General features: G+C 64.9%; 20 protein-coding genes. 14 read left to right on the forward strand and 6 right to left on the reverse strand.

Going from position 1 to position 21367, the window contains the following annotated elements:
• Positions 1-65: 65 nt before the first annotated feature.
• The 7 genes from kynU (at position 66) to ACVCL3_RS05175 (ending at position 7361) form a co-directional block, all read left to right on the forward strand.
• Complete coding sequence (gene kynU / locus ACVCL3_RS05145) at positions 66-1343, forward strand: kynureninase (RefSeq protein ID WP_447100612.1); 1278 nt, start codon at positions 66-68, stop codon at positions 1341-1343.
• Positions 1344-2805: 1462 nt separating this feature from the next.
• Positions 2806-3186 carry a hypothetical protein gene (locus ACVCL3_RS05150; RefSeq protein WP_447100613.1) on the forward strand — a complete coding sequence of 127 codons (381 nt, stop codon included), beginning with the start codon at positions 2806-2808 and terminating at the stop codon, positions 3184-3186.
• Between the two features lie 499 nt (positions 3187-3685).
• Positions 3686-4033, forward strand: coding sequence for a hypothetical protein (locus ACVCL3_RS05155; protein ID WP_447100614.1), 348 nt, complete (start codon positions 3686-3688; stop codon positions 4031-4033).
• 546 nt (positions 4034-4579) lie between these two features.
• Positions 4580-5014, forward strand: a complete 435-nt coding sequence (locus ACVCL3_RS05160; RefSeq protein WP_447099256.1) for a hypothetical protein — start codon at positions 4580-4582, stop codon at positions 5012-5014.
• A gap of 70 nt (positions 5015-5084) precedes the next feature.
• On the forward strand, positions 5085-5393 hold the full coding sequence (locus ACVCL3_RS05165; RefSeq protein ID WP_447100615.1) for a hypothetical protein: 309 nt from the start codon (positions 5085-5087) through the stop codon (positions 5391-5393).
• Between the two features lie 395 nt (positions 5394-5788).
• On the forward strand, positions 5789-6088 hold the full coding sequence (locus ACVCL3_RS05170; RefSeq protein ID WP_447099262.1) for a hypothetical protein: 300 nt from the start codon (positions 5789-5791) through the stop codon (positions 6086-6088).
• A gap of 796 nt (positions 6089-6884) precedes the next feature.
• A complete protein-coding gene (locus tag ACVCL3_RS05175; RefSeq protein ID WP_447100616.1) occupies positions 6885-7361 on the forward strand; it encodes a GNAT family N-acetyltransferase in 477 nt (158 codons plus the stop codon).
• A gap of 45 nt (positions 7362-7406) precedes the next feature.
• Here the strand turns inward: ACVCL3_RS05175 and ACVCL3_RS05180 are convergent, their stop codons facing one another.
• A complete protein-coding gene (locus tag ACVCL3_RS05180; protein ID WP_447099265.1) occupies positions 7407-9350 on the reverse strand; it encodes a CocE/NonD family hydrolase in 1944 nt (647 codons plus the stop codon).
• Positions 9351-9816: 466 nt separating this feature from the next.
• On the opposite strand from ACVCL3_RS05180, the gene ACVCL3_RS05185 reads away from it, so the two are divergent.
• The 4 genes from ACVCL3_RS05185 (at position 9817) to ACVCL3_RS05200 (ending at position 11111) form a co-directional block, all read left to right on the forward strand.
• Entirely contained in the window at positions 9817-10284 is a 468-nt protein-coding gene (locus ACVCL3_RS05185) for a hypothetical protein (protein WP_447100617.1), read from the forward strand.
• A gap of 73 nt (positions 10285-10357) precedes the next feature.
• A complete protein-coding gene (locus ACVCL3_RS05190; RefSeq protein ID WP_447100618.1) occupies positions 10358-10528 on the forward strand; it encodes a hypothetical protein in 171 nt (56 codons plus the stop codon).
• A 22-nt stretch (positions 10529-10550) separates the two neighbouring features.
• Positions 10551-10679, forward strand: a complete 129-nt coding sequence (locus ACVCL3_RS05195; protein WP_447100619.1) for a hypothetical protein — start codon at positions 10551-10553, stop codon at positions 10677-10679.
• A 153-nt stretch (positions 10680-10832) separates the two neighbouring features.
• Positions 10833-11111: a hypothetical protein gene (locus ACVCL3_RS05200; RefSeq protein ID WP_447100620.1), complete on the forward strand. Its 279-nt coding sequence runs from the start codon at positions 10833-10835 to the stop codon at positions 11109-11111.
• A 79-nt stretch (positions 11112-11190) separates the two neighbouring features.
• Here ACVCL3_RS05200 and ACVCL3_RS05205 read toward each other — a convergent pair whose 3' ends face one another.
• Entirely contained in the window at positions 11191-11838 is a 648-nt protein-coding gene (locus ACVCL3_RS05205) for a hypothetical protein (RefSeq protein WP_447100621.1), read from the reverse strand.
• A 29-nt stretch (positions 11839-11867) separates the two neighbouring features.
• Positions 11868-12728 carry a TrmB family transcriptional regulator gene (locus ACVCL3_RS05210; protein ID WP_447100622.1) on the reverse strand — a complete coding sequence of 287 codons (861 nt, stop codon included), beginning with the start codon at positions 12726-12728 and terminating at the stop codon, positions 11868-11870.
• A gap of 166 nt (positions 12729-12894) precedes the next feature.
• Here ACVCL3_RS05210 and ACVCL3_RS05215 point away from each other — a divergent pair, with 166 nt between their 5' ends.
• A complete protein-coding gene (locus ACVCL3_RS05215; RefSeq protein ID WP_447100623.1) occupies positions 12895-13731 on the forward strand; it encodes a class I SAM-dependent methyltransferase in 837 nt (278 codons plus the stop codon).
• Between the two features lie 206 nt (positions 13732-13937).
• Here the strand turns inward: ACVCL3_RS05215 and ACVCL3_RS05220 are convergent, their stop codons facing one another.
• The 3 genes from ACVCL3_RS05220 to ACVCL3_RS05230 form a co-directional block, all read right to left on the reverse strand.
• Positions 13938-15152 (reverse strand): serine hydrolase domain-containing protein, encoded by a 1215-nt coding sequence (locus tag ACVCL3_RS05220; RefSeq protein ID WP_447100624.1) that lies wholly within the window; start codon positions 15150-15152, stop codon positions 13938-13940.
• A gap of 325 nt (positions 15153-15477) precedes the next feature.
• Entirely contained in the window at positions 15478-16335 is an 858-nt protein-coding gene (locus tag ACVCL3_RS05225; RefSeq protein WP_447100625.1) for an endonuclease/exonuclease/phosphatase family protein, read from the reverse strand.
• Positions 16336-16466: 131 nt separating this feature from the next.
• A complete protein-coding gene (locus ACVCL3_RS05230; RefSeq protein WP_447101567.1) occupies positions 16467-18383 on the reverse strand; it encodes a M61 family metallopeptidase in 1917 nt (638 codons plus the stop codon).
• A 379-nt stretch (positions 18384-18762) separates the two neighbouring features.
• On the opposite strand from ACVCL3_RS05230, the gene ACVCL3_RS05235 reads away from it, so the two are divergent.
• The gene (locus tag ACVCL3_RS05235; protein ID WP_447100626.1) at positions 18763-20016 is read left to right on the forward strand and encodes an MFS transporter; all 1254 of its coding nucleotides are present in this window, start codon (positions 18763-18765) and stop codon (positions 20014-20016) included.
• Positions 20017-20064: 48 nt separating this feature from the next.
• Positions 20065-21357, forward strand: coding sequence for a M24 family metallopeptidase (locus ACVCL3_RS05240; RefSeq protein ID WP_447099272.1), 1293 nt, complete (start codon positions 20065-20067; stop codon positions 21355-21357).
• Positions 21358-21367: the final 10 nt, after the last annotated feature.

A 21367-nucleotide genomic window follows, 5' to 3' on the forward strand; every position in this document is an offset into this window, starting at 1 on the left:
CGCGATGCTCTCCGTCACGCCGACGAAAAGCGCGCCAGCCGCTCCCACCGAAACAGGACACCACCATGCCCGACTACCAGCCCACCGCTGCGTGGGCCGCCGCCCGCGATGCCGCCGATCCGCTGCGCGCGTTCCGAGACGAGTTCCTGATCCCGCCGCACGAAGGCCGCGACAGCGCCTATTTCTGCGGCAACTCGCTCGGCCTGCAGCCGCGCGCCGTGCGCGAGGCGGTCAACGCGGAGCTGGACTACTGGGGCGAGCTGGCCGTGGAAGGCCACTTCAAGGGTCGCCTGCCGTGGATGGACTACCACGAGTTCGTGCGCGACGACCTCGCCGCCGTGGTCGGTGCGCTGCCCACCGAAGTAGTGGCCATGAATACCCTGGGCGTGAACCTGCACCTGATGATGGTGAGCTTCTACCGCCCCACCGCCGAGCGCCCGGCGATCCTGATCGAGGCCGGCGCCTTCCCCACCGACCGCTACGCGGTGGAATCGCAGATCCGCTTCCACGGTTTTGATCCCTCCACGGCATTGATCGAACTGGAAGCCGACGAGCCGAACGGCATTGTTTCCATCGCCGCCATCGAGCGCGTGCTGGCCGAACACGGCTCGCGCATCGCCCTGGTGATGCTGCCCGGCGTGCAGTACCGCACCGGCCAGGCGTTCGACCTCAAGGCCATCACCGCGCTGGCGCATCGGCACGGCTGCACCGTGGGCTTCGACCTCGCCCACGCCGTCGGCAACCTGCCGCTGCAACTGCACGACAGCGGCGCCGACTTCGCGATCTGGTGCAGCTACAAATACCTGAACAGCGGACCCGGTGCCGTCGGCGGCGCCTTCGTGCACGAGCGCCACGCCAAGGCCGTGTTGCCGCGTTTCGCCGGCTGGTGGGGCCACGACAAGACCACGCGCTTCCAGATGGGCCCCCGGTTCGTGCCCACGCCCGGCGCCGACGGCTGGCAGCTTTCCAACCCGCCGATCCTCGCGCTGGCCCCCCTGCGCGTGTCGCTGGAAATTTTCCGCCGCGCCGGCATGGATGTCCTGCGCCAAAAATCGTTGGCGCTCACCGGCTACCTCGAATGGCTGGTGCAGACGCAACTGGCCGACGTACTGCAGGTCGTCACCCCCGCCGACCCCGAACGCCGCGGCGCCCAGCTCTCCATCCGCGTGATCGAAGGCCGCGAACGCGGCCGCGCACTGTTCGATTATCTGATGGCCCACGGCGTCATCGGCGACTGGCGCGAACCCGACGTGATCCGCATCTCGCCCGCGCCGCTGTACAACCGCTTCGCGGATTGCGTGGCGTTTGCGGAGGCGGCACGCGAGTGGAGTCGCGGCGGCTGACCCGACCGCTACCGGATGATTGCCGGTCCCGACGCGATCCGGCGACCCAGGCGCATGTCGCACCGCAAGCCCCCATTGGCCCGCTGGCCAGACCGCGCCCGAAAATCCGGCGCCCCACCACACGAAAACCCGGCACTTTCGTCCCCGTTACACCCCCACTCCCGAGGGTGTAACTCATACACCCTCAAAAGTGCCTGATAACACCGAGCCGCAAACCCCGTACCCGCCCCCACACCGCGGCGCAACCGGATGATCCGTCGCAGAAATCCCCCGCTTGAACGATGGGAAGTGGAGCCGCATACTCCGAGCAACACCCCATTTTTGGGGTCTACTTAGCGTTAGGCTTAGCGCAAAGTCGTCATAGGGATCGCGATGGACGCTCAGAAAAAATACTGGTTTCCCGCTAAGAAATTCGGCTGGGGGTGGAGTTTTCCAACTTGTTGGCAGGGTTGGGCGGTTTTTGCTGCGTATGCCGCATCCTTGTTACTGCTCCACCATTTCTTGTCGCTGGCGAGCGAGCACGCCTTGTGGCTCGCTGGTGTCGGCGTATGCACCATCGCGCTTATAGCAATATGTTGGCTCAAAGGTGAGCCACCCGGTTCTGGTTCGGGCCAGTAGCCCCGCCTAACCAGTCATCCAAGCGGACGGCTCCGCCGCCGCTTAATTCCAGCGTTAGGCCCCGCATGTACACCTTTGCGATTAGACAGGCATACGGCAGTGACAAATTGCTAATCGAGTTTTATCCGGAGCCCTCGGATCGTGGATTTCAAGAAGCGCTTCGCGTGGCTCTGACGCCCGCGGGCTTCTCGATCACTATCACGGAGCACGGTGTGTGGGCCTCCCATCCAGACCCAGAGAGTTCGCTGGGTGCTGTCCATGTCGATAGCGATTCTTGGTGTACCTTCGGCGAAGCCGACCAATGGTCAAGCAATGCCGTTCGCAACAGGCAACTAATTTCTGAGCTCGGCGCGTTGCTTGTTGGCAGCGGCATATTCCAAGAGGTTCCATGGCATGGTGCAAACCGGGCCGGGGCCTAACATCTCGTTCAAGGCGGACGGCTTCGCCGCCGCTTAACTCAAGCGTTAGGTGTCACGTGAATGTTGCGCTGAAATGGAAAGTAGCGTCGCTTACCCTGGTTACGTGGCCTATTGCCTTGTGGCTGGCCCCAGATCCAGATTCTCGTGCATCCAAAGTTTTGCTTGTCTTGGCTTCACTGCCCTTGCTCATCGCTGTCGGCATCGAGCTCTACGCAAAGTGGAAGCAGCTATATCAGAGCCCGGAGTCATACGTAGAGGGGAGTCCAGCAGGTAACAAAATTGCCGTACTCTTGGCAGCTGTACTCATCGGGCTGGTGGTTTGTCTGGCGTATTCAGTCACTCGCCATCACACCTAACCAGTCGTTCAAGGCGGACGGCTACGCCGCCGCTTAACTCAGGCGTTAGATCGAAAAGGAGAGCTCGTAATGGACACGAAAAGAATCCTTCTTGGCCTCGCCGCGGCTGCTGCATTCGGCCTCGTAGCTGGGGAGCTGATATCGCTGGCTAACTTCACCTCTAACCCCGTGCTGCAATCGGTTGCTCTGGGTTTCCTCGCAACCACAATCGGCGCCCTCATAGCGCGCCGGGGTTTTGTCTTTCCCGCGCTCGGCCTGTGGTTCGTGGGTTGGCTTCTCGTCGGCTGTCTCCTCTACTTCATCGCTGCACCGACGGGTCAGGCGTCCTTCTTGGCTATTGCTCAGGTCAACTTGCTCAGCATTGTGTTGTCCGCACTGGCGGTAGCAATCGGCGCGTTGGTTGGTCAGGCTCTTGCCAAGCGCGTGCTGCGTCGTGCAGCAGCCATCTAACATTTCATTCGAGGCGGACGGCTTCGCCGCCGCTCAATTCCAGCGTTAGGCTTCATGAGAAAAACGGCAAAACTCGCAGGAGTAGCTCACAGCATCGCTCACCACGCGGGTAGCGGACTTAGTTGCATTTCGCCCCATCTTGCCGAGGCTCTCAGGGCCGTCGGCGCAAGTACAACCGACATCGACTTGCTGGCTTTTTCTCCGTACCCGCCCGAAGCTGCTGAGCTCAAGCCGCTACGTTTGGCACTCCTCACCCTCCAGGCAAAGAGCAAGTCCATTCTGCTCAAGCACGGCTTCTCCGACACTGACGTAGCGTCCATCGTCTTGCGCGCCACGCCGGCACCGTGGGACAAAGATGGGTATTCTTTGCACACACGGGCTGTTGTCACTTCACTCGCCGGCCATGTCTACGACTCGGGCTGGCTGCAGTGAGGGGCGCGCCTAACCACTCGTTCGAGGCGGACGGCTTCGCCGCCGCTCAACTCAAGCGTTAGGCCGCATGAACAGTCGTCGCGAACAACTGGAAATATTGCATGCTCGCCTCAGTGAGCTAGTAGCAGTGCTCGCGCAAGATCCGCTCTGCCAATGGCGTAAACATTTCGTCGCATGCCAGCAGCAAGCTGCATCGCTACTCAGCCGCGACTTCACTCAAAGCGAGCTAAACGTGCTCTCTGGCTCGGTTAACCACGTCTACGGCGGTGCTGGCAGCTTCAACGACTACGCTCCAATCCTCGCAAATGCTGATGGCACCTTCGGCATCATCGCAGGCATGGATAGCTTCAGCGAGCTCTCTAGCAACGTCTACTCATCCGCTCTTGCACTCAGGGTCATCGGCGATACGCCCTAACTACTCGTTCAAGGCGGACGGCTTCGCCGCCGCTTAACTCAAGCGTTAGCCACCAAGGGGGAGTTGCAATGAACTTGTTGAATAGAACTGTCTTCGCCGCAATCATCGCCGCAAGTGCCACCGCGCAAGCCTCAGGCCCGCAGCCGCCCAGCCACGCGCAACACAGCTACTCCTTTACCTGCCCATCTGGCGCTAGCGGTCAGGTTAGCTACGCTGAAGACTCCGGCCATGCGGGACATTCTGGTCTCACCATGTGGGTCAACGGTCAATACATTCAGTCACAACAGAGGGTGGTAGCGGCGCTGCAGGGCAAGAGCATCAGTCAAGCGCGTGGTGGCTGCGACGGTGAAAGGACCACTGTGCTTTTGGAAGTCTCCGACCAGAAAGCGCCCGTGGGCACAGGGAATAACTGGGTCACTGTCCTCGTGGACCGTACTGGCCATGTCACTTGGGTTGGTGTCTAACTATTCGTCCAAGCGGACGGCCCATTCGGGCCGCCGCTTAACTCAGGCGTTAGGTTGCTTGTCCAACACTGCTAGGCGTCGAATGGATCCACTCGATCAATCATTGCTCATGGACCTTGTGCTCGCTATCAAGGATGGCGAGGAGGAGCGCGTGCATCAGCTACTTACACTCGGTGTTCCACCCGATCGTATCGACAAGTCTTCCGGCTGGAGCGCATTGCACGCTTCGGTTCTGTACAACACAGTATTTCTCCCAGCACTTCTACAGCGCACACTCAATCCAGACGCGCCTACGGTCCTTGGCGGCACAGCACTCTCATATGCCGTTCACGAGCTTGGCGAGAACCCAAGCATTGAACGCCAGCGGCAACTTCACGACGCAATAGGCTTGCTTCGACGCTCAGGCGCAAATCCCAAGTTCGGCGGCCCAGATCAGAGTGCTCTTGAGCTTTCTCGTCTTTACAGAATGCCGGATGTAGAGCAACTTCTTTTGCAAAGCGTGGGTGGCGCAACCTAACTATGCGTCCAAGCGGACGCGCGAAAAGCCGCGCGCCGCTTAACTCCAGCGTTAGACGCCAAGGACAGGAATGCGCATTTCGACGCAGCTTCGCCAAACACTGATCGGCACCATGGTAGTTGGTGCGTTCTTTGGCGTTCTCTGCGCTCTCGGAAGCTTCGCGTTCTACTCCGAGTACGGTCCGCGCATTGCGGGTGCGCCGCACGACGCGTTGGCAAACACGTTCCACGCCATCGGCACTTTCTTCTGGGTTACAGTTGGCATCGTAGTCGCGTTCGGCCTCCTGCCATCAGCTATTTCGTACGCGCTGACCAGGCTTTCCCGCAAGGCGTCTAACCCATCGTCCAAGCGGACGCGCGAAAAGTCGCGCGCCGCTTAACTCAAGCGTTAGGCCTCATGCACGATAGATTCGTACTTGCGTCAATTGCTCTCGTAGCCCTTTGGCTACTATGGCTATGGCTGGCAGTCGCGCTCTACCAAAAAGTGGATTCACGCTTTTCTGGCCTGCTGCCTGCCCTTCATAGCCGGCTTCAACCAGTTACTGATTGGACTTCATCATGGGCGTTGCTCAAATTTATTTGCAAAGCCCGGCCGAGCCTCATCGATGATCCTTCAATTCTCAAAGCTGTTTCGGTTGTTCGCTGGCTTGCTGTTCCAGTACTGTTCCTGTGGGCCTACGTTTTGTACTTCCAGTTGCAACACCCGGCCTAACCAATCGTTCAAGGCGGACGGCTTCGCCGCCGCTTAACTCCAGCGTTAGGCAGGGAGACAGGAATGTCCCAGATTTTTGTGGGTGCGGCGCTTGCAGTTTTTGTCGCCGTTTGGCTCACAGCTCTCATCACCTTGCTCGCGTGTGTCGTCTACGCCATCAAGACCGTTCGCTGCGCTCGTCCGGGCATCAAGCTCTGGGGTCGCGACACGCTATGGAATCCTGCCAACGTACTACTTAGCTCCGACATGCTCACTGAGGAGGGGCTGCGGTATCGTCGCAAATGTTTTATATCACTGGGCATCTTCGTAGTGTGCGTTGGCGGTACGCTGCTGCTTGCAGCAATCACAGGGCAGCTCAGGTGAGCTACAGGCTGCCTAACAGTTCGTTCAAGGCGGACGGCTTCGCCGCCGCTTAACTCAAGCGTTGAGGTTGTAGAAAAAGTCGGTTTGCCAAGTTGATCGCGGCGGTGCCGAAAATCGCCCTCACAGGAGGCGCTAGAATCGACGCGCAGCACCTTGGGAGGGGTCGAAGTACCCCCGGAAATCGGCAAATTTCTTGACCAAGGACTTTTTCTACAACCTCGTTAGGCACCAATTCAGGGCGGGATTCCATGAATCATAAATTTATAAGCACGTTCATCTCGGCCACTTGCCGCGTAGTCTTCGTAACGAGCGTGGTGCTTATTCTGGCCTCGTGCGCAACTGAGCCAAAGCAAGCGATCAACAAGCCGAGCAGCCAAGACATTGATTACGCGCTCTCGAATGCTATGAACTGCATCAAAGCAGCTATTCCACAATTTGACGACGGGGTATCTAGTGCTGAGACAGTTCGGCACGCAGCTGTCGGGAGCTGCACTTCTGAGATTGATGCCTATACGGAGCTTAATCTTCGTGGCACACCAATAAGTACGTCTGACTATCCAGAAATGTCTGAAAAGATTAAGACTATTTTTTCGAACGTTACCGTTCAATTGGTGTTGAAGCGACGCGTGAACAGCGCAGGATCGTAATATCGCCATTGGCGTAATGCCTAACAATTCGTCCAAGCGGAAGAAGCGCCACCTCGTCAGACGGACAGTTCACCGAGGCGCGGGAGCGGAAATTCCTGGCGTTGATCCCACTGTCCGTGAGGTAGAATCCGCCGCGCAAGGGGGGCGACATGCCGGTTTTGCGTCCAATCACCGAAGCCGAGTTCGCAGCCTGGCGTGACGCCGCGATTCCTGGCTATGCGCAAGAGAAAGTGAGGTCGGGCGACTGGCCTCCGGAGAACGCGGTTGACCGCGCGCGCACGCAGCTTGACGAGCTTTTGCCCCAGGGAGCGGCGACGCGCGACAACTGCCTTTTCACCATAACCGGACCCGTCGACGAGCCGGTGGGGACCCTCTGGTTCGCGGTGAAGGAGCGAGGCGGACGTCGGGTAGCCTACATCTACGATGTCGTCATCGCTCCGCAATATCGTCGCCAAGGCCACGCGGCACGTGCATTCGCCGCGCTCGAGCAGAAAGTCGCCCATCTTGGCCTGGAGGGAATCGCCCTTCACGTCTTCGGCCATAACCAGGCGGCCCATTCGCTGTATGTCAAGCTCGGCTTCGTGGAAACGGACATCACCATGTTCAAGCCGATCGACGCCGCGTAAGTTTCCTCGTCAGGCAGATGCGCCGAGAGCGGATCGAGGTTCGGGTCAATCGCCGTTGGCCACCCCCGCTATCACCGGCAACAGCACGGCGCTGCGCCCATCGCCCCCGTGCTCGATCGTCACCGTGGCCTTGCGGTAGTCGGATGGCTTGGCGAAGAGGATGTTGGGCACGTAGCTCTGCGGGTTGCGGTCGTAGAGCGGGAACAGGCTGGACTGGATCTGCACCATGATCCGGTGGCCGGGCTTGAACTCGTAGTTCACGGTCGGCAGGCGGAACTTGTATTCCTGCACCTGGTTCGGCGGGATCGGCGACGGGTCGGCAAAGCTCCTGCGATAGCGGCCGCGGAAGATGTCCAGCGAGACCGGCAGCTCGTAGCCGCCCATCGCGGGATCGGTCGGATCGGTGCCGGGGTAGACGTCGATCAGCTTGACCACGAAGTCGCCGTCGGTGCCGGTGGTGCTGGCGAAGATGTCGGCGACCGGCGCGCCCTGGACCTTCACGGTGCGGGTCAGCACCGGCGTGACGTAGGTGAGCACGTCGGGCCGGGTTTCGGCGAAGCGCTGGTCGTGGACCAGCCAGGTGCGCCAGCGGTCGTTTTTCTGCGGGATCGGGCGCGGCAGGTAAGGCACGGGCTTGGCCGGGTCGGAGACGTAGCTGTCGCTGCCGCCGGTCGGCTGCTGGAAGCCGAGGCCCATGTCTGCCTGCAGATAGAGCGGGGTGAGCGACTGCTCGCTGGCCGGCTTCCAGTTCGCGAAACTGTCCCAGTGTTGCCCGACCGCGTTGTAGATCATGGCTTCTGGCAGCGGCTTGGGCAGCGGGGTGCCACGCAGGTAGTGGTTGAACCAGGGGATCATCACGTTCTGGCGGAACTGCGCGGTGGTGTCGCCCGGCCATTTGAGCGGCCCCATGTTCCAGCCGGCGCGGTTGATCTGGCTGTGCCACCACGGCCCAATGACAAGGTGGTTGTTGGCGCCGTGCCCGGCCCTCTTGAGCGCCTCCCAGGCATGCACGGCGCCGTAGATGTCCTCCTGGTCCCACAGGCCCTGCAGCCACATCGTGGGCACGCTGGAAGGATGCGCGACGAGCAGCCTGTCGAGTGCCTGCAACTGCCAGAAGGCGTCATAGGCCGGGTGGGCGGAGAAGCGATTCCACCAGGGCAATTGCCTGAAGCCGTTGGCCTCGGCGTAGGCACCGGCCGAGCCCGCATCGAGGAAATTGGTGTAGTCGTCGTAGCTTTCTCGCGGGATGTTTTTCCCCTCGCCCCGCTTGCTCATCTGGCCGCTGAAGTAGTCGAGGTTCACCTGGCGCAGGGCGCCGTAGTGGTACCAGTCGTCACCCATCCAGCCATCGATCATCGGGCTTTCCGGCGCCGCGACCTTCAGCGCGGGATGCGGGTGGAGCAGCGCCATCGCGACCGTCCAGCCGTCGTAGGACGAGCCGATCATGCCGACCTTGCCGTTCGATTCCTTCGTGTTCTTCACCAGCCAGTCGATCGTGTCCCAGGCATCGGTGGTGTCGTCGGTGGTGGTCGGGTTCAGCGGCCCCATCGGCGGGCGCGTCATGACATAGTTGCCTTCCGATCCGTACTTGCCGCGCACGTCCTGCCAGACCAGGATGGTGCTGCCGTCGGCCCAGTCCTTGTCGCCCGACCACACCGCGTCGGCCATGTGCGGGCTGTTGCCGGTCACGAAGCTGTCGGTGTTGTACGGCGTGCGCTCAAGCAGGATCGGCAGGTCGTGCGCGCCCTTCGGGATCAGGATCACGGTGTGCAGCCTCACGCCGTCGCGCATCGGGATCATCATGTCGCGCTTGATGTAGTCGAAGTTGCCGTGCGGCTGCTTCCAGTCGGGCGGGATGTCGGACCCGGTCTGGATCATGTCGGGCGTGACCTTCGCCGAAGCCTGGCCCGCCGGAGGCATCGCGAACGCGGCGGCTGACAAGAGGCAGACAAGCGAAACGAGTGCCGCGCCCAGCGTGGTCTTCTTCATGTCCAGGGTCCCCCGTGATGATGGTCGTGTCCGAAAATCTGCCGCGGACGGCGGATTCAACTCCGAAGTGCAGCGCGCTTGAACGACCGCTCGAACACTTCTTGCGGCGTGCGAAAGCCTAGCCGCTTCCGCGGGCGGTTGCCGGGTTTGTCTTCGATGTGCTGGATGAAGGCGTCGTCGAAGGTGGCCCGGTTGCAGCCTTTGGGCAAGCACTGACGGATCACGTTCGTGTTTTCGCCGGCACCTCGCCCCCCACGAATGGTACGGGCTATCGGGTCAAGTACGTGTGCTTCGCCTGGCCCGTGCCCGCGGCTATAGTGCTCGCGGGGACCTCCCCTGTTGCTCTCCAGCGCGCCGCGGGCGCACGGCCGGCGGCGTCGCGGCAGGGCTGCGCTCTCCTTTCCGACGGTTGCGTGCGAGGCCTCGCGCCACCGACCCATTACCGACTTCAAGCGAGATCACAAGGATGAGGGATCGACGTACTGCCACCCTGCTGGCGCCGGCGCTGTTCACGCTCATGGCCGTTGCACCTCGACCGGCCTCGGCCGGCGTGTACACCGACGATCTTTCGAAGTGCCTGGTATCGCGCACGACGTCCGAGCAGAAGGCCGTGCTGGTCAACTGGATGTTCTCCGCCATGTCACTCAACCCGGCGGTCTCGCGCTACGTGTCCATCCCCGCGGCGCAACGCAAGCAGTTCAACATCGACATGGCGCAGCTGTTCGAGACGCTGCTGACGGTGACTTGCAAGAAGGAGATGCAGGCCGCCGTCAAGTACGAGGGGAGCGGCGCCGTGGGCGCGGCCTTCAACATGCTCGGACAGGTGGCCGGCAGGGAGTTGTTCTCGAACCCTGAGGTTGCCAAGGGCATGGCCGACCTCGAACAGTACATGGACCAGGACAAGCTCAAGGCGGTGATGTCGGCCGCGGAGTGACCCCATGCCGAGGCACCGTGCACCCTTGAAGGCCGCGGCGCGATGCTGCGGTTTTCCCGGTGCCGAGCTTCCCATGAAGAACGTCGCGCCACGCGCCCCCGACCTGCATGAGCTGGGCGAGCTGATCGGCGGCATCGAGGTCGCCATGCGCACCACGCGCGCCGGTGCGCGAGCGCGCGCATGGATCGGGATGCGGGCACCATCGACGAGCCGTGGAAGCTCTCGCAGAAGGTGCTTTTCCTGACCGGCGCGACGATCCGAACCTGATGGTGTTGCGCATCGGCGTGGGCGATGCGGTGTATCGGGAGGCCGCCGGCAGCCTGGCGGCGCGCGCATTCGACTTCGCCCGAGGCCTGCTCGCCGACCTCGGCAAACGGGAGCATCTGGAAGGCTGAACGCCGCCGCTCACGGCGTGTCGACGATGGCGCGCGCATGGTGTCGACGACCGCTGCAGCGGTACATGCCTGTGGCGCCGGTCCAGCCGCCTGCCCCGACCTCCCCGGTCCGGCAGCGCGCCGCTCCACCCACGACTCGCGAAACCCGTGCCCATGGCCATGCTGCAACTCGATCCGCCGATCCCCATGACCACGCCCAAGGGCGATGGTTTTGCCCATGTGCTGATCGATTACGGCCCGGAATCCGATCTCTACTGGACGGTGTTCATTACCCAGACTGGCGAGATCTGGACTTACGCGAACCACCAGGTCCGCGCCAGCAAGAACATCACGCTGGGCCGCACGCACCCGACGCTGCCGGTGGATGCCGCTGCGCCGATTCCGTTTCGCGGCAGCGACCCGGCTGCGGCTGCCGGTTCCGGTGAGCGCTGAAGCCACCGGCGACGCGCCGGGTTGAAAAGGGAAACGGAGGCCTGTGCCTCCGTTTCTGCATCGATTCCGTGGAAAGCCTTCAGTGCAATGAGGCCAGCTTCACGTTCTTCGCCTTCAGCGCCTGGGCAACGTCGTACATCGCCTGGTTGAGGATCTTGTGGGTGTTCTCGTCGGCCCCGTGGCCGTACTTGGCGTCGATGTCCTGCATCACCTTGACGTGGATGTCGTGCGAGAGTGCCTTGTCGAACAGCAGGCCGGACCACCAGCTGCCGTCGGCAGCCGTGCCGGCGCTGACCAGGGTGCCGGCGAGCTTGGCGCCCTTGAGGTCGGCCGGCGCCGCAGGCAACGTCACGCCGGCTTCGGTGGCGCGCTTGAGGCCGTCGTTGACGGCGAAGGTCATGCCGTTGATGAAGTTGGTCACGTTCTCATGGCCGTACTGCTTGGTGAGCTTGGCCACCTCCGCGTTGACGGTCTTTTCGCCCAGCATCGAGACCAGTGCCGTGGAGAAGCTGAAGTTGTCGGCGCCGCCACCGGCCTTGACCAGCGCGGCGGTTACATCAAGTGCCGGAGCGCCGAGGTAAGTCTCGCCGCCGAACCAGTTCATCGCCGACGCGTTCATCTGCGCCTGCGGTGCCGCGGCCGGGGCTTCGGCGGAAATCGCCACGCTGGCAAAGGCGATGCCGCCCAGGGCCAACGCTGCTGCCAATACGTTTTTGCGCATGTTCATGGTCATCACTCCTCTTGCATGGAAACGCGTCACGCCGTTCGTGGCGTGGCGTCACTCAGTTCGCGCATGTGCGCGAGGAAATCTCCGGCCGGGTACAGGCCGTCGAGCAGGCGGCGACTCTCGGCCGACAGCAGGCCCTCGAACCGTCCGGCCAGCTCGCTGCCCAGGATCGCCAGCGTGGCGCTTTGCTGGATGTAGGCCGCCGTTAGCGAAACCACCAGCGGTTGCTCGGTGAATATCGCCGTGATGCCGCTGCCGGTGAAATAGCCCAGCAGTGCCGCGTGATCGTCGCTGACCACCAGCAGCCAGCGCGCGCCGCCGGAAACCATGGCGCAGCGATGGACGTCACCTACGCAGCCGCCGCATTCCACCTCGCAACCTTCCAGGCACAAGGTGGTGATGGCCACGCCGCGCTCTCGTGCGGCACGCAACGGCGCGGCCAGGTGCGCGGCCTCGGTGGGCTGCAGCGCGATGCGCAGGCTGGTCGCGCTGGCTTCGATCAGCTGTCCGGCGCGCTCCAGCACTTCGTCGTCGCGCAGGTTCAGTGCCATCGGCGGATGACGCTCGCGCGACAGCCGCGACAGCGCCTCGCGGGCATCGCCCACCGCCTTGCGCCGCTCGGCATCGATATCGCGCAGGAGCTGTTTCGGCGCCGTGGCGACATAGGCCGCGCCGGCCGTGCGTTCGACCCGCACGGCCGCGCCGCGCGCGACCAGCTTGCCCGCCACCGCGTAGACGTTGGCGCGTGGAATGCCGCTGGCCTTGGCCAGCGCATAGCCGTTGAGCTCGCCGCCGGCGACCAGCGCTGCATAGGCGCGCGCCTCGTACTCGGTGAAGCCGAGCTGCTGCAGCGCGTGCAGGATGTCGCTGCCTGGCTTATTAGTAGTCATGTGTATAGCTACTATACGCCGCGGCCGGCAAGGATCAAGCCTTTCCGGCCTCCGCCGGGCCGTCTGCCTGCCGCAAGGCAACCGGCGCGGGCCTGTACCATCACCGTGACGGGATGACCTGCCCGCCCGGCCAGCCGGCCCGATTTGCCGGCGCAGGAATCGCCATTTGTCCCGTTATCACGGTCCGCTGCTGACCCGCCCGATCGCCGACGACCTGCTCGCCGCGCGCGATGCCGGCGCCGCCACCTGGACCGGTTCGCTCGACCTGGGCCTCAGCCACGACACGATTGCGTTGCTGGCCGACGGCTGGCGCTGGCGCGACACGCTCCATCCCTACCCCGGCAAGCTGAAGGAGCGCACGGTCTACTTTTTCGATGGCGATGACTTCGCGCCGGTGGCGCGCTTCGCCGGTTCGCTGATCAAGCTGGTGCCCACCGAGTGGGGCGTGCCCACGTTCGAAATCGACGGCATCAAGATGCTGCCCACGGCCAAGGCCTCGCCGCTCGCCGATGCGCAGCGCAAGGTGGCGCTGGTCGAACCGCGCGGCAAGGCGGTGCTCGATACCTGCGGCGGCCTTGGCTATTTCGCGGCGTGCTGCCTGGAGTCCGGCGTGGCGCGCGTCCAGTCGTTCGAGAAGAACGCCGACGTGCTGTGGCTGCGCACGCTCAACCCGTGGTCGCCTGACCCGGCCGCCAGCGACGGTCGTCTGCAGATGGAGCACGCCGACGTGTCGCAGGCCATCGGGCAACTCGCCGATGCCTCGTTCGATGCGCTGCTGCATGATCCGCCGCGCTTCGGCATCGCCGGCGAGCTGTACTCGCAGGTGTTCTACGGGGAGCTGGCGCGGGTGTTGCGTCGCGGCGGGCGGCTGTTCCACTACACCGGCAGCCCGAACAAGCTGACCAGCGGACGCGACGTGCCGCGCGAGGTGGCGCGCCGGCTGGAGCAGGCGGGGTTCCGGGCGGAGCTGGCGCTGGACGGGGTGCTTGCCATACGGCGGTGAGCGGGTACGGCGGCGCTTCGACTCCGCCCGCTGCACGGGCTACGCTCAGCGCGAACGGTGGAGGGGTGAAGCGGGCGGTAGGGCGGGCACCGCCCGCCGTGGTCGTGCCACGAAAGGCCGGCGGGCGGTGCCCGCCCTACGCGTTGCTCGCGATGCGCGATGAGGATGCGGCGGCGTTTCGACGGCGCCCGCTGCACGGGCTGCCCTCAGCGGGAACGGTTGAGGGACGGGGGCGCGTCGGAGGATGCATCCGCGCCGCGCTGCACCGCCTTGATGAAGGCACGACGCGAGGCTACCAGCGCCTTCGAGGTCGCCTGCGGCCACGCACCCACCTGCACGATCACGAGTTGCCGCGCCGGATCGACGTAGACCATCTGGCCGAAGATGCCGATCGCGGCGTAGCTGCCGTCGGCATCGGTCCACCACAGGTAGCCGTAGCCGTGGCCGGGGCTGGCCACCTCCTGCTGCTTGCGCATGGCACCGTGCAGCCACGCGTCGGCGATCACCGGCTGGCCGTCGATGCGGCCGCCGTCGAGCATGAACTGGCCGATGCGCGCGTAGTCGGCCAGGGTGGCGGAGAGCCCGCTGCCGCCGGTGTCGCTGCCGTCGCATTCGTCCTTCAGCCAGTACGCGTCCGAGGCCATGCCGTACGGCTTCCAGATCGTCTGCGACAGATAGCCCGCCAGCGACTGGCCGGTGGCGCGCTGGACCAGGATGCCGAGCAGGTCGGTTTCGGCGGTGTTGTAGTTCCAGTGCGTGCCGGCGGGCCAGGCTCGCGGCAGCTTGGCCAGGTACGAGATCACGTGCGGCTGGCCGTTCTCGCAGGCGCTGCGGTACATCTGCGCCACGTCGGAACGCGGGTCGTCGTAATCCTCGTTCCAGCGCACGCCGGAGGTCATCGTCAGCAACTGCTGCACGGTGACCTTGGCGTAGGCGGTGCCGCGCAATTGCGGGATGTAGGTCTCCAGCGTGTCGTCCATGCCGTGGATGTCGCCGCGACGCAGCGCGATGCCGAGCAGGGTCGAGGTGACCGACTTGGCCACCGAGAACGACGTCCAGCGCTGCGCGGGTCCGAAGCCGGGTGCGTAGCGCTGAATACGGATGCGGCCATGCTGCAGCACCATCACGCCAGCCAGGTGGTGCTCGCTCATGTAGCCGGCCAGCGTGACGCCGGCGGCGTCCCAGCGCGGAACCAGCGGCTCACCCTCGGGCAAGGCGTGCACGTGGCTGCCGTGCGCCACGCGGTCAGCGGGAAACAGCTCGTACATGCGCGGAAACTGCGCCGTGCGCTGCGCCTGCGTCCAGAACAGCACGTCCTCGCGTTGCTGGCCCACGCTGGGCGCATCTTTGGCCAACAGCGGCAGCGGCACAGCCAGGCACAGCACGAGGGAAAGCAGACGCAAGCCGAGGGTCGAACGCATGATGGTTCCGATGGTGGGGCGAACGCGATTGCGTCAGCCGGAGAATGGGCAAAGGCTGCATTCGCCGGTGCGACAGCCGCTCGATTCTAGTCGTCAGCCTCACGGGTCGTCATGCCTCAGGTCAGCGACATGACTCGCGTCGCTGGCATGGCGGTCGTGAAGAATGCACCGCCAGGTCGAATGCAGGACGACTCAAACCCGCCGGGGCCCCGCGGGAGCCCGCTCGCGGGCGATGCTCTTCACCTTGCGAATCCCGAATCCCGAATCCCTGACCCCCGCCCCAACAGCATCACCCGCCAGCAGGCTCGTGCAGGCCGGGCGTCGCTCATTGGACCGCGGCCGGCGTCGCCACCAGCTCGGCCACTACCGGAAAGTGATCGGAGGGATAGCGCGCACCTTCATGCGTGGTCACCGTGCTCACCGTGCGCGCCTTGAAGCCGCGGCTGAGAATCCAGTCGATGCGCCGGTCGGGCGTGCCGGTGAAGTTGTGGAACGTCCTTGCCGGGCCCGAGCGCGTGGCGGCTTCGATCCAGGCGTCATGCAAGCCGGCGGTCAGCTTCGCGTGCACCGGCGTGTCCGGCGCACAGTTGAAATCGCCGGTGAGGATGACCCGCGCATCGGCCGGCAGCTGGTCGATCCAGCGCAGGATTTCGGCGGCGCTGAGCATGCGCGGGCGCACGTCCTGGTCGCGGTAGGGGAAGTGCGTGTTGAGGTAGTCGAACGTGCCGCCGCCATCGCGCAGGCGGAACCGCGCCCAGGTGACCATGCGCGGATACGGCTGGCCCCAGGTGATGCTGCCGGGTACGTCCGGCGTGTCGGACAGCCAGAAATCGCCGGAGCGCAGCACCTCCAGCCGATCGGTGCGGTAGAACACGCCCATGTGCTCGCCCTTGCTGCCACCCTCGCGACCCTGGCCGAACCAGGCGTAGCCGGGCAGATGCGCGGCGAGGTATTCGCCCTGCTCCTCGGTCAGCTCCTGCGTGCCGAGCACGTCCGGGTGCTGCGCGCGGATCACCTGCACCATCAGCTCGCGCCGGTTCTCCCACGCGTTGGCACCCTGGTCCACCGGCACGCGCACGTTGAAGGTCATCACGCGCAGCGGTGTGGTGCCTGCCGATGCCGTGACCGACACCCCCACTGCCAGCGCGCAGGCGAACATCGCAATCCAGTGACGTGGGCTCATGGTTCTGTCCTCCAGATCTCTTGAAGCAAATCGGATGAGGTTCGATTGGGGTTGGATTCCTCGCTCCAGCCGAACCCTCACCCCAACCCATCTCCCAGAGGGAGAGGGGCTTTACACCCGCGCTCGCGGCTCTACTTCCGTGCCGCGATGATGTCGCCGAGGTAATCCGGCGTGCCCTCGATGCGCTGCAGGTGCGGATACTGCAGCCCGCCGTGGTAGTCCACCGCCACGGTGCGGAGGCTGCCCTGGTATTTCAGCAGCAGCTTGATCGGCGCCTGGTTGCCCTTGGCCGCGGTGATCGCGTCCTTGAGCACGTCGGTGCCGTACGCCTGCCCGTTCACCGCGACCACGGTGGCGCCGGTGCTCACGCCGGCCCTGAACGCCGGGCCGTCCCAGCGCACGTCGTTGATCTCGCCGCCCTTGGTGAGCGTCAACCCGATCGACCAGGCGAAGTTGAAGATGTGCCGCGGCGATTCCGGGCGGCTCTCGTACTGCTTTTCATAGGCGCTGGGCTGCTCGGTGTAGACCAGCTTCCAGCCGGTAGCTGCCAGGCCGCTGGCCAGCGGGGGATCCAGCGTGTCCACGCGCGCGTGCAGGAAGCTCGCCCAGTCGTTCTTCGCCACGCCGTTCAGTGCCGCCACCACGTCGTCGAAGGTATAGGTCCTGGTGACGAAGCTGCCGTCGTCGACGCCGAAGAAAGCACGGGCGAAATCATCCAGCGATTTGCGCCCGTGCGTGAGGCTGCGAATTTTTGCATCCACCGCCAGCCACATCATCTGGCCGCCGCTGTAGTACTCCTCGCTCATCTGCCAGCTGCGGTACGGCAGCGCCGCGCGCAGCGCAGCGGTGGGATCGTTGGTAGTGTCCTCCAGCGTGCGCCAGCCGAAGCCGACCCGGTTGCGGTCGTAATTGGCCGCGACCATCGCCAGCGCATCGCGGAACTGCTGCGCCGTCCACAGGCCGGAGCGCGCGGTCAGCACGAAGCCCCAGTACTGGGTCTGGCCCTCGTACACCCACAGCAGCGAATCGCCCATCGGCACGTTGAAGTTCGGTGTCCACAGATCCGCCGGACGGCGGAACTTGCCGTTCCACGAATGGGTGTACTCGTGCGCCAGCAGGTCGCGGTTGGGCGCGGTGTCGGACCAGGCGGTGAAGTAGTCCGCGTCCAGGCCGTTCTCGCTGGACTGGTGGTGCTCGGTGCCGTTGCCGGCCAGCACGTCCGACAGCGAGAACAGGAAGTCGTAGTGGTCGTAGTGCTGCGAGCCGAACAGCTTCACCGCCTGGGTCACCAGCGCGCGGTGCGCCTTCAGCTGCTGCGGGGTGATCTCCAGGTACTTCGGCGCATCCGCGACGATGTCCAGGTGCACCGGCACCTTGCCGTCCGGGGCAAGGTCCACGCGCTTGAAATAACGCCCCGCGTAGACCGGCGAATCCACCAGCGTGTTGAAGGTCACCGGCTTGAACGTGACGGTGTCGCCCTTGCGCGCCGAGGTTTCCAGCGCGGTGCCGAACTGCCAGCCCGGCGCCAGCGTGAGGCTGGGCGCGACCGTGATGCCGCGGGTGTAGTGCCCGGCCGGATACAGCGCGACCTTGCTCCACGCCATGTCCATCATGCGGTCGGTGATCTCGAAGCCGCCGCGGCGCGGCGACAGGTACTGGAACTGCACGTCCAGGCTGGACACGCCTGCGGGCACGTCGAGGTGGAACGCGTAGACGTTGTACTTGTCGCGCTTCCACGCCACCGGCTTGCCGTCGGCGCTGAGCTTCAGTCCGGCCAGCATGTCGATCGGGCCGGTGGGCGAGTGGTCGCCGGGAATCCACTGCGGATACAGCAGGGTCAGCGCACCGGCCGTGACCGGAATCGTCTCCTGCACGCGGAAGATGCCCTGCGCCGTGTCGCTGGCATCGACATGCAGCGCGATCGTGCCGGCGTACGGCGTGTCCTGCGGGTCCGGCACCTGCAGGCTGCGCTGTTGCTGCGCCAGTGCGGTGCCGGCAAACAGCGCCAGCGAAGTCGCCAGCATGCAAGTGCAGGCCAGCCGGCGCATGGCCGACGAGCGGGCGGAAGGACGAGCGGGCATGGGCGACTCCGTGATGCGGCGGGAAGTGCATCAAACTAGCACCACTGCCCTGGCGCATGGCAGCGTACCCCTGCCCGCAGGAACCTGCGGCCATGTACCGGCAGGTAGCACGCGACCTGCTTTCCACGACAAGGCTTCCGCGTGACGCGGCACGGGTTGCCGGAATGCGAATGCGCACGACGCAGGCATTTGCTTGGACGACGGCGACCCGCGGCGTATCCTGAGCGGCGCTGATGGCCGACCGCGTGACTGCGCTGCCCGGTGCGGCCGGCGGCCCGATCCGGCGTGCGGCGTGGGCACGGCAGGCACCCCTCCACCCGTGATGCTTCCCCGCATGAAAGACACCGTGTCGAACACTTCCCCCCTCGCCACCGCCAGCGAAGCGGGCGGCGCGCCGCCGGTGATCGCGGCGGCGACCACCACGCCGCTGTCGACCACGCGCTACAGCGTGCTGGGCGCGGTGAGTTTCGTGCACGTGCTCAACGACATGATGCAGTCGGTGATCCTGGCGATCTACCCGCTGCTCAAGGGCGAGTTTGCGCTGAGCTTTTTCCAGATCGGCGCGATCACGCTGACCTTCCAGCTGACCGCCTCGCTGCTGCAGCCGGTGGTGGGCATGGTCACCGACCGGCATCCACTGCCGTACACCCTGCCGGTCGGCATGTGCTTCACCCTGGCCGGCCTGTTGCTGATGTCGGTGGCGCCGAGCTACCCGGTGCTGTTGCTGGCGGTGGCGCTGATCGGCTGCGGCTCTTCGGCGTTCCATCCGGAATCCTCGCGGGTGGCGCGGATGGCCTCGGGCGGGCGCTATGGCCTGGCGCAGTCGGTGTTCCAGATCGGCGGCAACCTGGGCCAGGCGCTGGGGCCGCTGATGGCGGCGGGCGTGGTGCTCACGCTGGGCCGCGCGCACGTGGGCTGGTTCGGGCTGGCGGCGCTGCTGGGCATCGTGGTGCTGCTGCAGGTCAGCCGCTGGTACAGCCGACACATCGAGGAGCGCGTGCGCAAGCGCCTGGCCTCGGACCAGCCGCCGTTCCCCGCGCCGGTGGTGCGCCGCACGCTGGGCGTGCTGATGGTGCTGATGTTCTCCAAGTTCTTCTACCTGGCCAGCATCAGCAGCTACTACGAGTTCTACCTGATCCACCATTTCGGCCTGTCGATGACCACCGCCACGCATCTGCTGGCGGTGTTCCTGATGGCCGTGGCCGCCGGCACCCTGTTCGGCGGCCCGCTCGGCGACCGCATCGGGCGCAAGCAGGTGATCTGGGTGTCGATACTCGGCATCGCGCCGTTCACCCTGCTGCTGCCGCACGTGGGGCTGGCATGGACGGTGGGCTTGAGCGTGGTGATCGGCGTGGTGCTGGCATCGGCCTTCCCGGCGATCATCGTCTACGCGCAGGACATGATGCCCCACCGCGTCGGCATGGTGTCAGGCATGTTCTACGGGCTTTCGTTCGGCCTCGGCGGCATCGGCGCGGCCGTGCTCGGCGTGGTGGCGGACCACTACGGCATCGTGTTCGTGTACCAGGTCTGCGCGTTCCTGCCGCTACTGGGATTGCTGGCGGTGTTCCTGCCCGACGTGCGACCGCCTGCGCGCGCGTGACCGCGCCGGGTGTGCGAACCTTTCATTCTCCATGCCAGGCGAACACCCATGAGCCACGATGAAACCCTCCAGCCATCGCGACGCCGCTTCCTGAAACACTCCGCGCTGGGCGCCGCTGCGCTGCCGCTGCTGGGCGCCGGTACCGCCAGTGCGGGCGACACGGGCAGTGCACTGCCGCCCTCGATCCTGGCGCTGGAACCGGTGGCGCCGCGCGCCGTGCCGATCACCGATGCCGAGCGCGAAGGACGCCTGCGCAAGGCACAGCGGCTGATGGCCGAGCACGGGATGGACGCGGTGTTCATGGGCGGCGGCAGTTCGCTCGAATACTTCACCGGCATGCACTGGTGGGTCAGCGAACGCACCACCGGCATGCTGCTGCCGAAATCGGGGGACCCGGTCTACATCACGCCGGCGTTCGAGCGCGAACGCACGCTGGAGCAGATCGCCTTCGGCAGGAAGGACGTGCGCACCTGGCAGGAGTTCGAGAGCCCGTACGCGCTGATCGCCGGCGTGCTCGCCGAATGGCGCATGGCCACCGGCACGCTGGGCATCGAGGAGCAACTGCGCTCGGCCACGCAGTTCGGCATCGCCGCCGCGGCGCCGCACGTGAAGCTGGTCAGCGCCACGCCGGTCACCGCCGGTTGCCGCGCGATCAAGAGCCCGGCCGAGCTGGCGCTGATGCAACTGGCCAACGACGCCACCCTGGCGGTGTACCACGCGGTGTGGAAGGCGTTGCAGCCGGGCATGACCCAGCAGCAGATTTCCGCCCTGGTGGATGCGGCCTACGCACGCCAGGGCCTGCGCGGCGACGCCAGCGTCAACGTCGGCGCGTTCACCGCCTCGCCGCACGGCTCGCCGCTGCCGCAGCACATCAGCGAGGGCACCGTGATCATGCTCGACGACGGCTGCAAGGTCGGCGGCTACCAGAGCGATCTCACCCGTACCTTCGTGCTGGGCAAGGCCAGCGACAAGATGAAGCGCGTGTTCGACATCGTGCACCGCGCGCAGCAGGCGGCGCTGAAGGCCGCTCACCCCGGCGCCACCATGGAATCGGTGGACGCCGCCGCGCGCAAGGTCATCGTCGACGCCGGCTACGGCCCCGGCTACAAGTACTTCAGCCACCGCCTCGGCCATGGCATCGGCATGGACATGCACGAGTGGTACTACCTCGTGCAGGGCAACAAGCGCGCGCTCGAAACGGGCATGACCTTCAGCGACGAGCCGGGCATCTACCTCCCCGGCGAGTTCGGCGTGCGGCTGGAGGACGACATGCACATCACCGACGACGGCGCACGCTGGTTCACCCCGCAGAGCCCATCGATCGAACTGCCGTTCGGCTGATCGGCTGGCG

Source organism: Rhodanobacter sp. UC4437_H4, assembly GCF_052978425.1.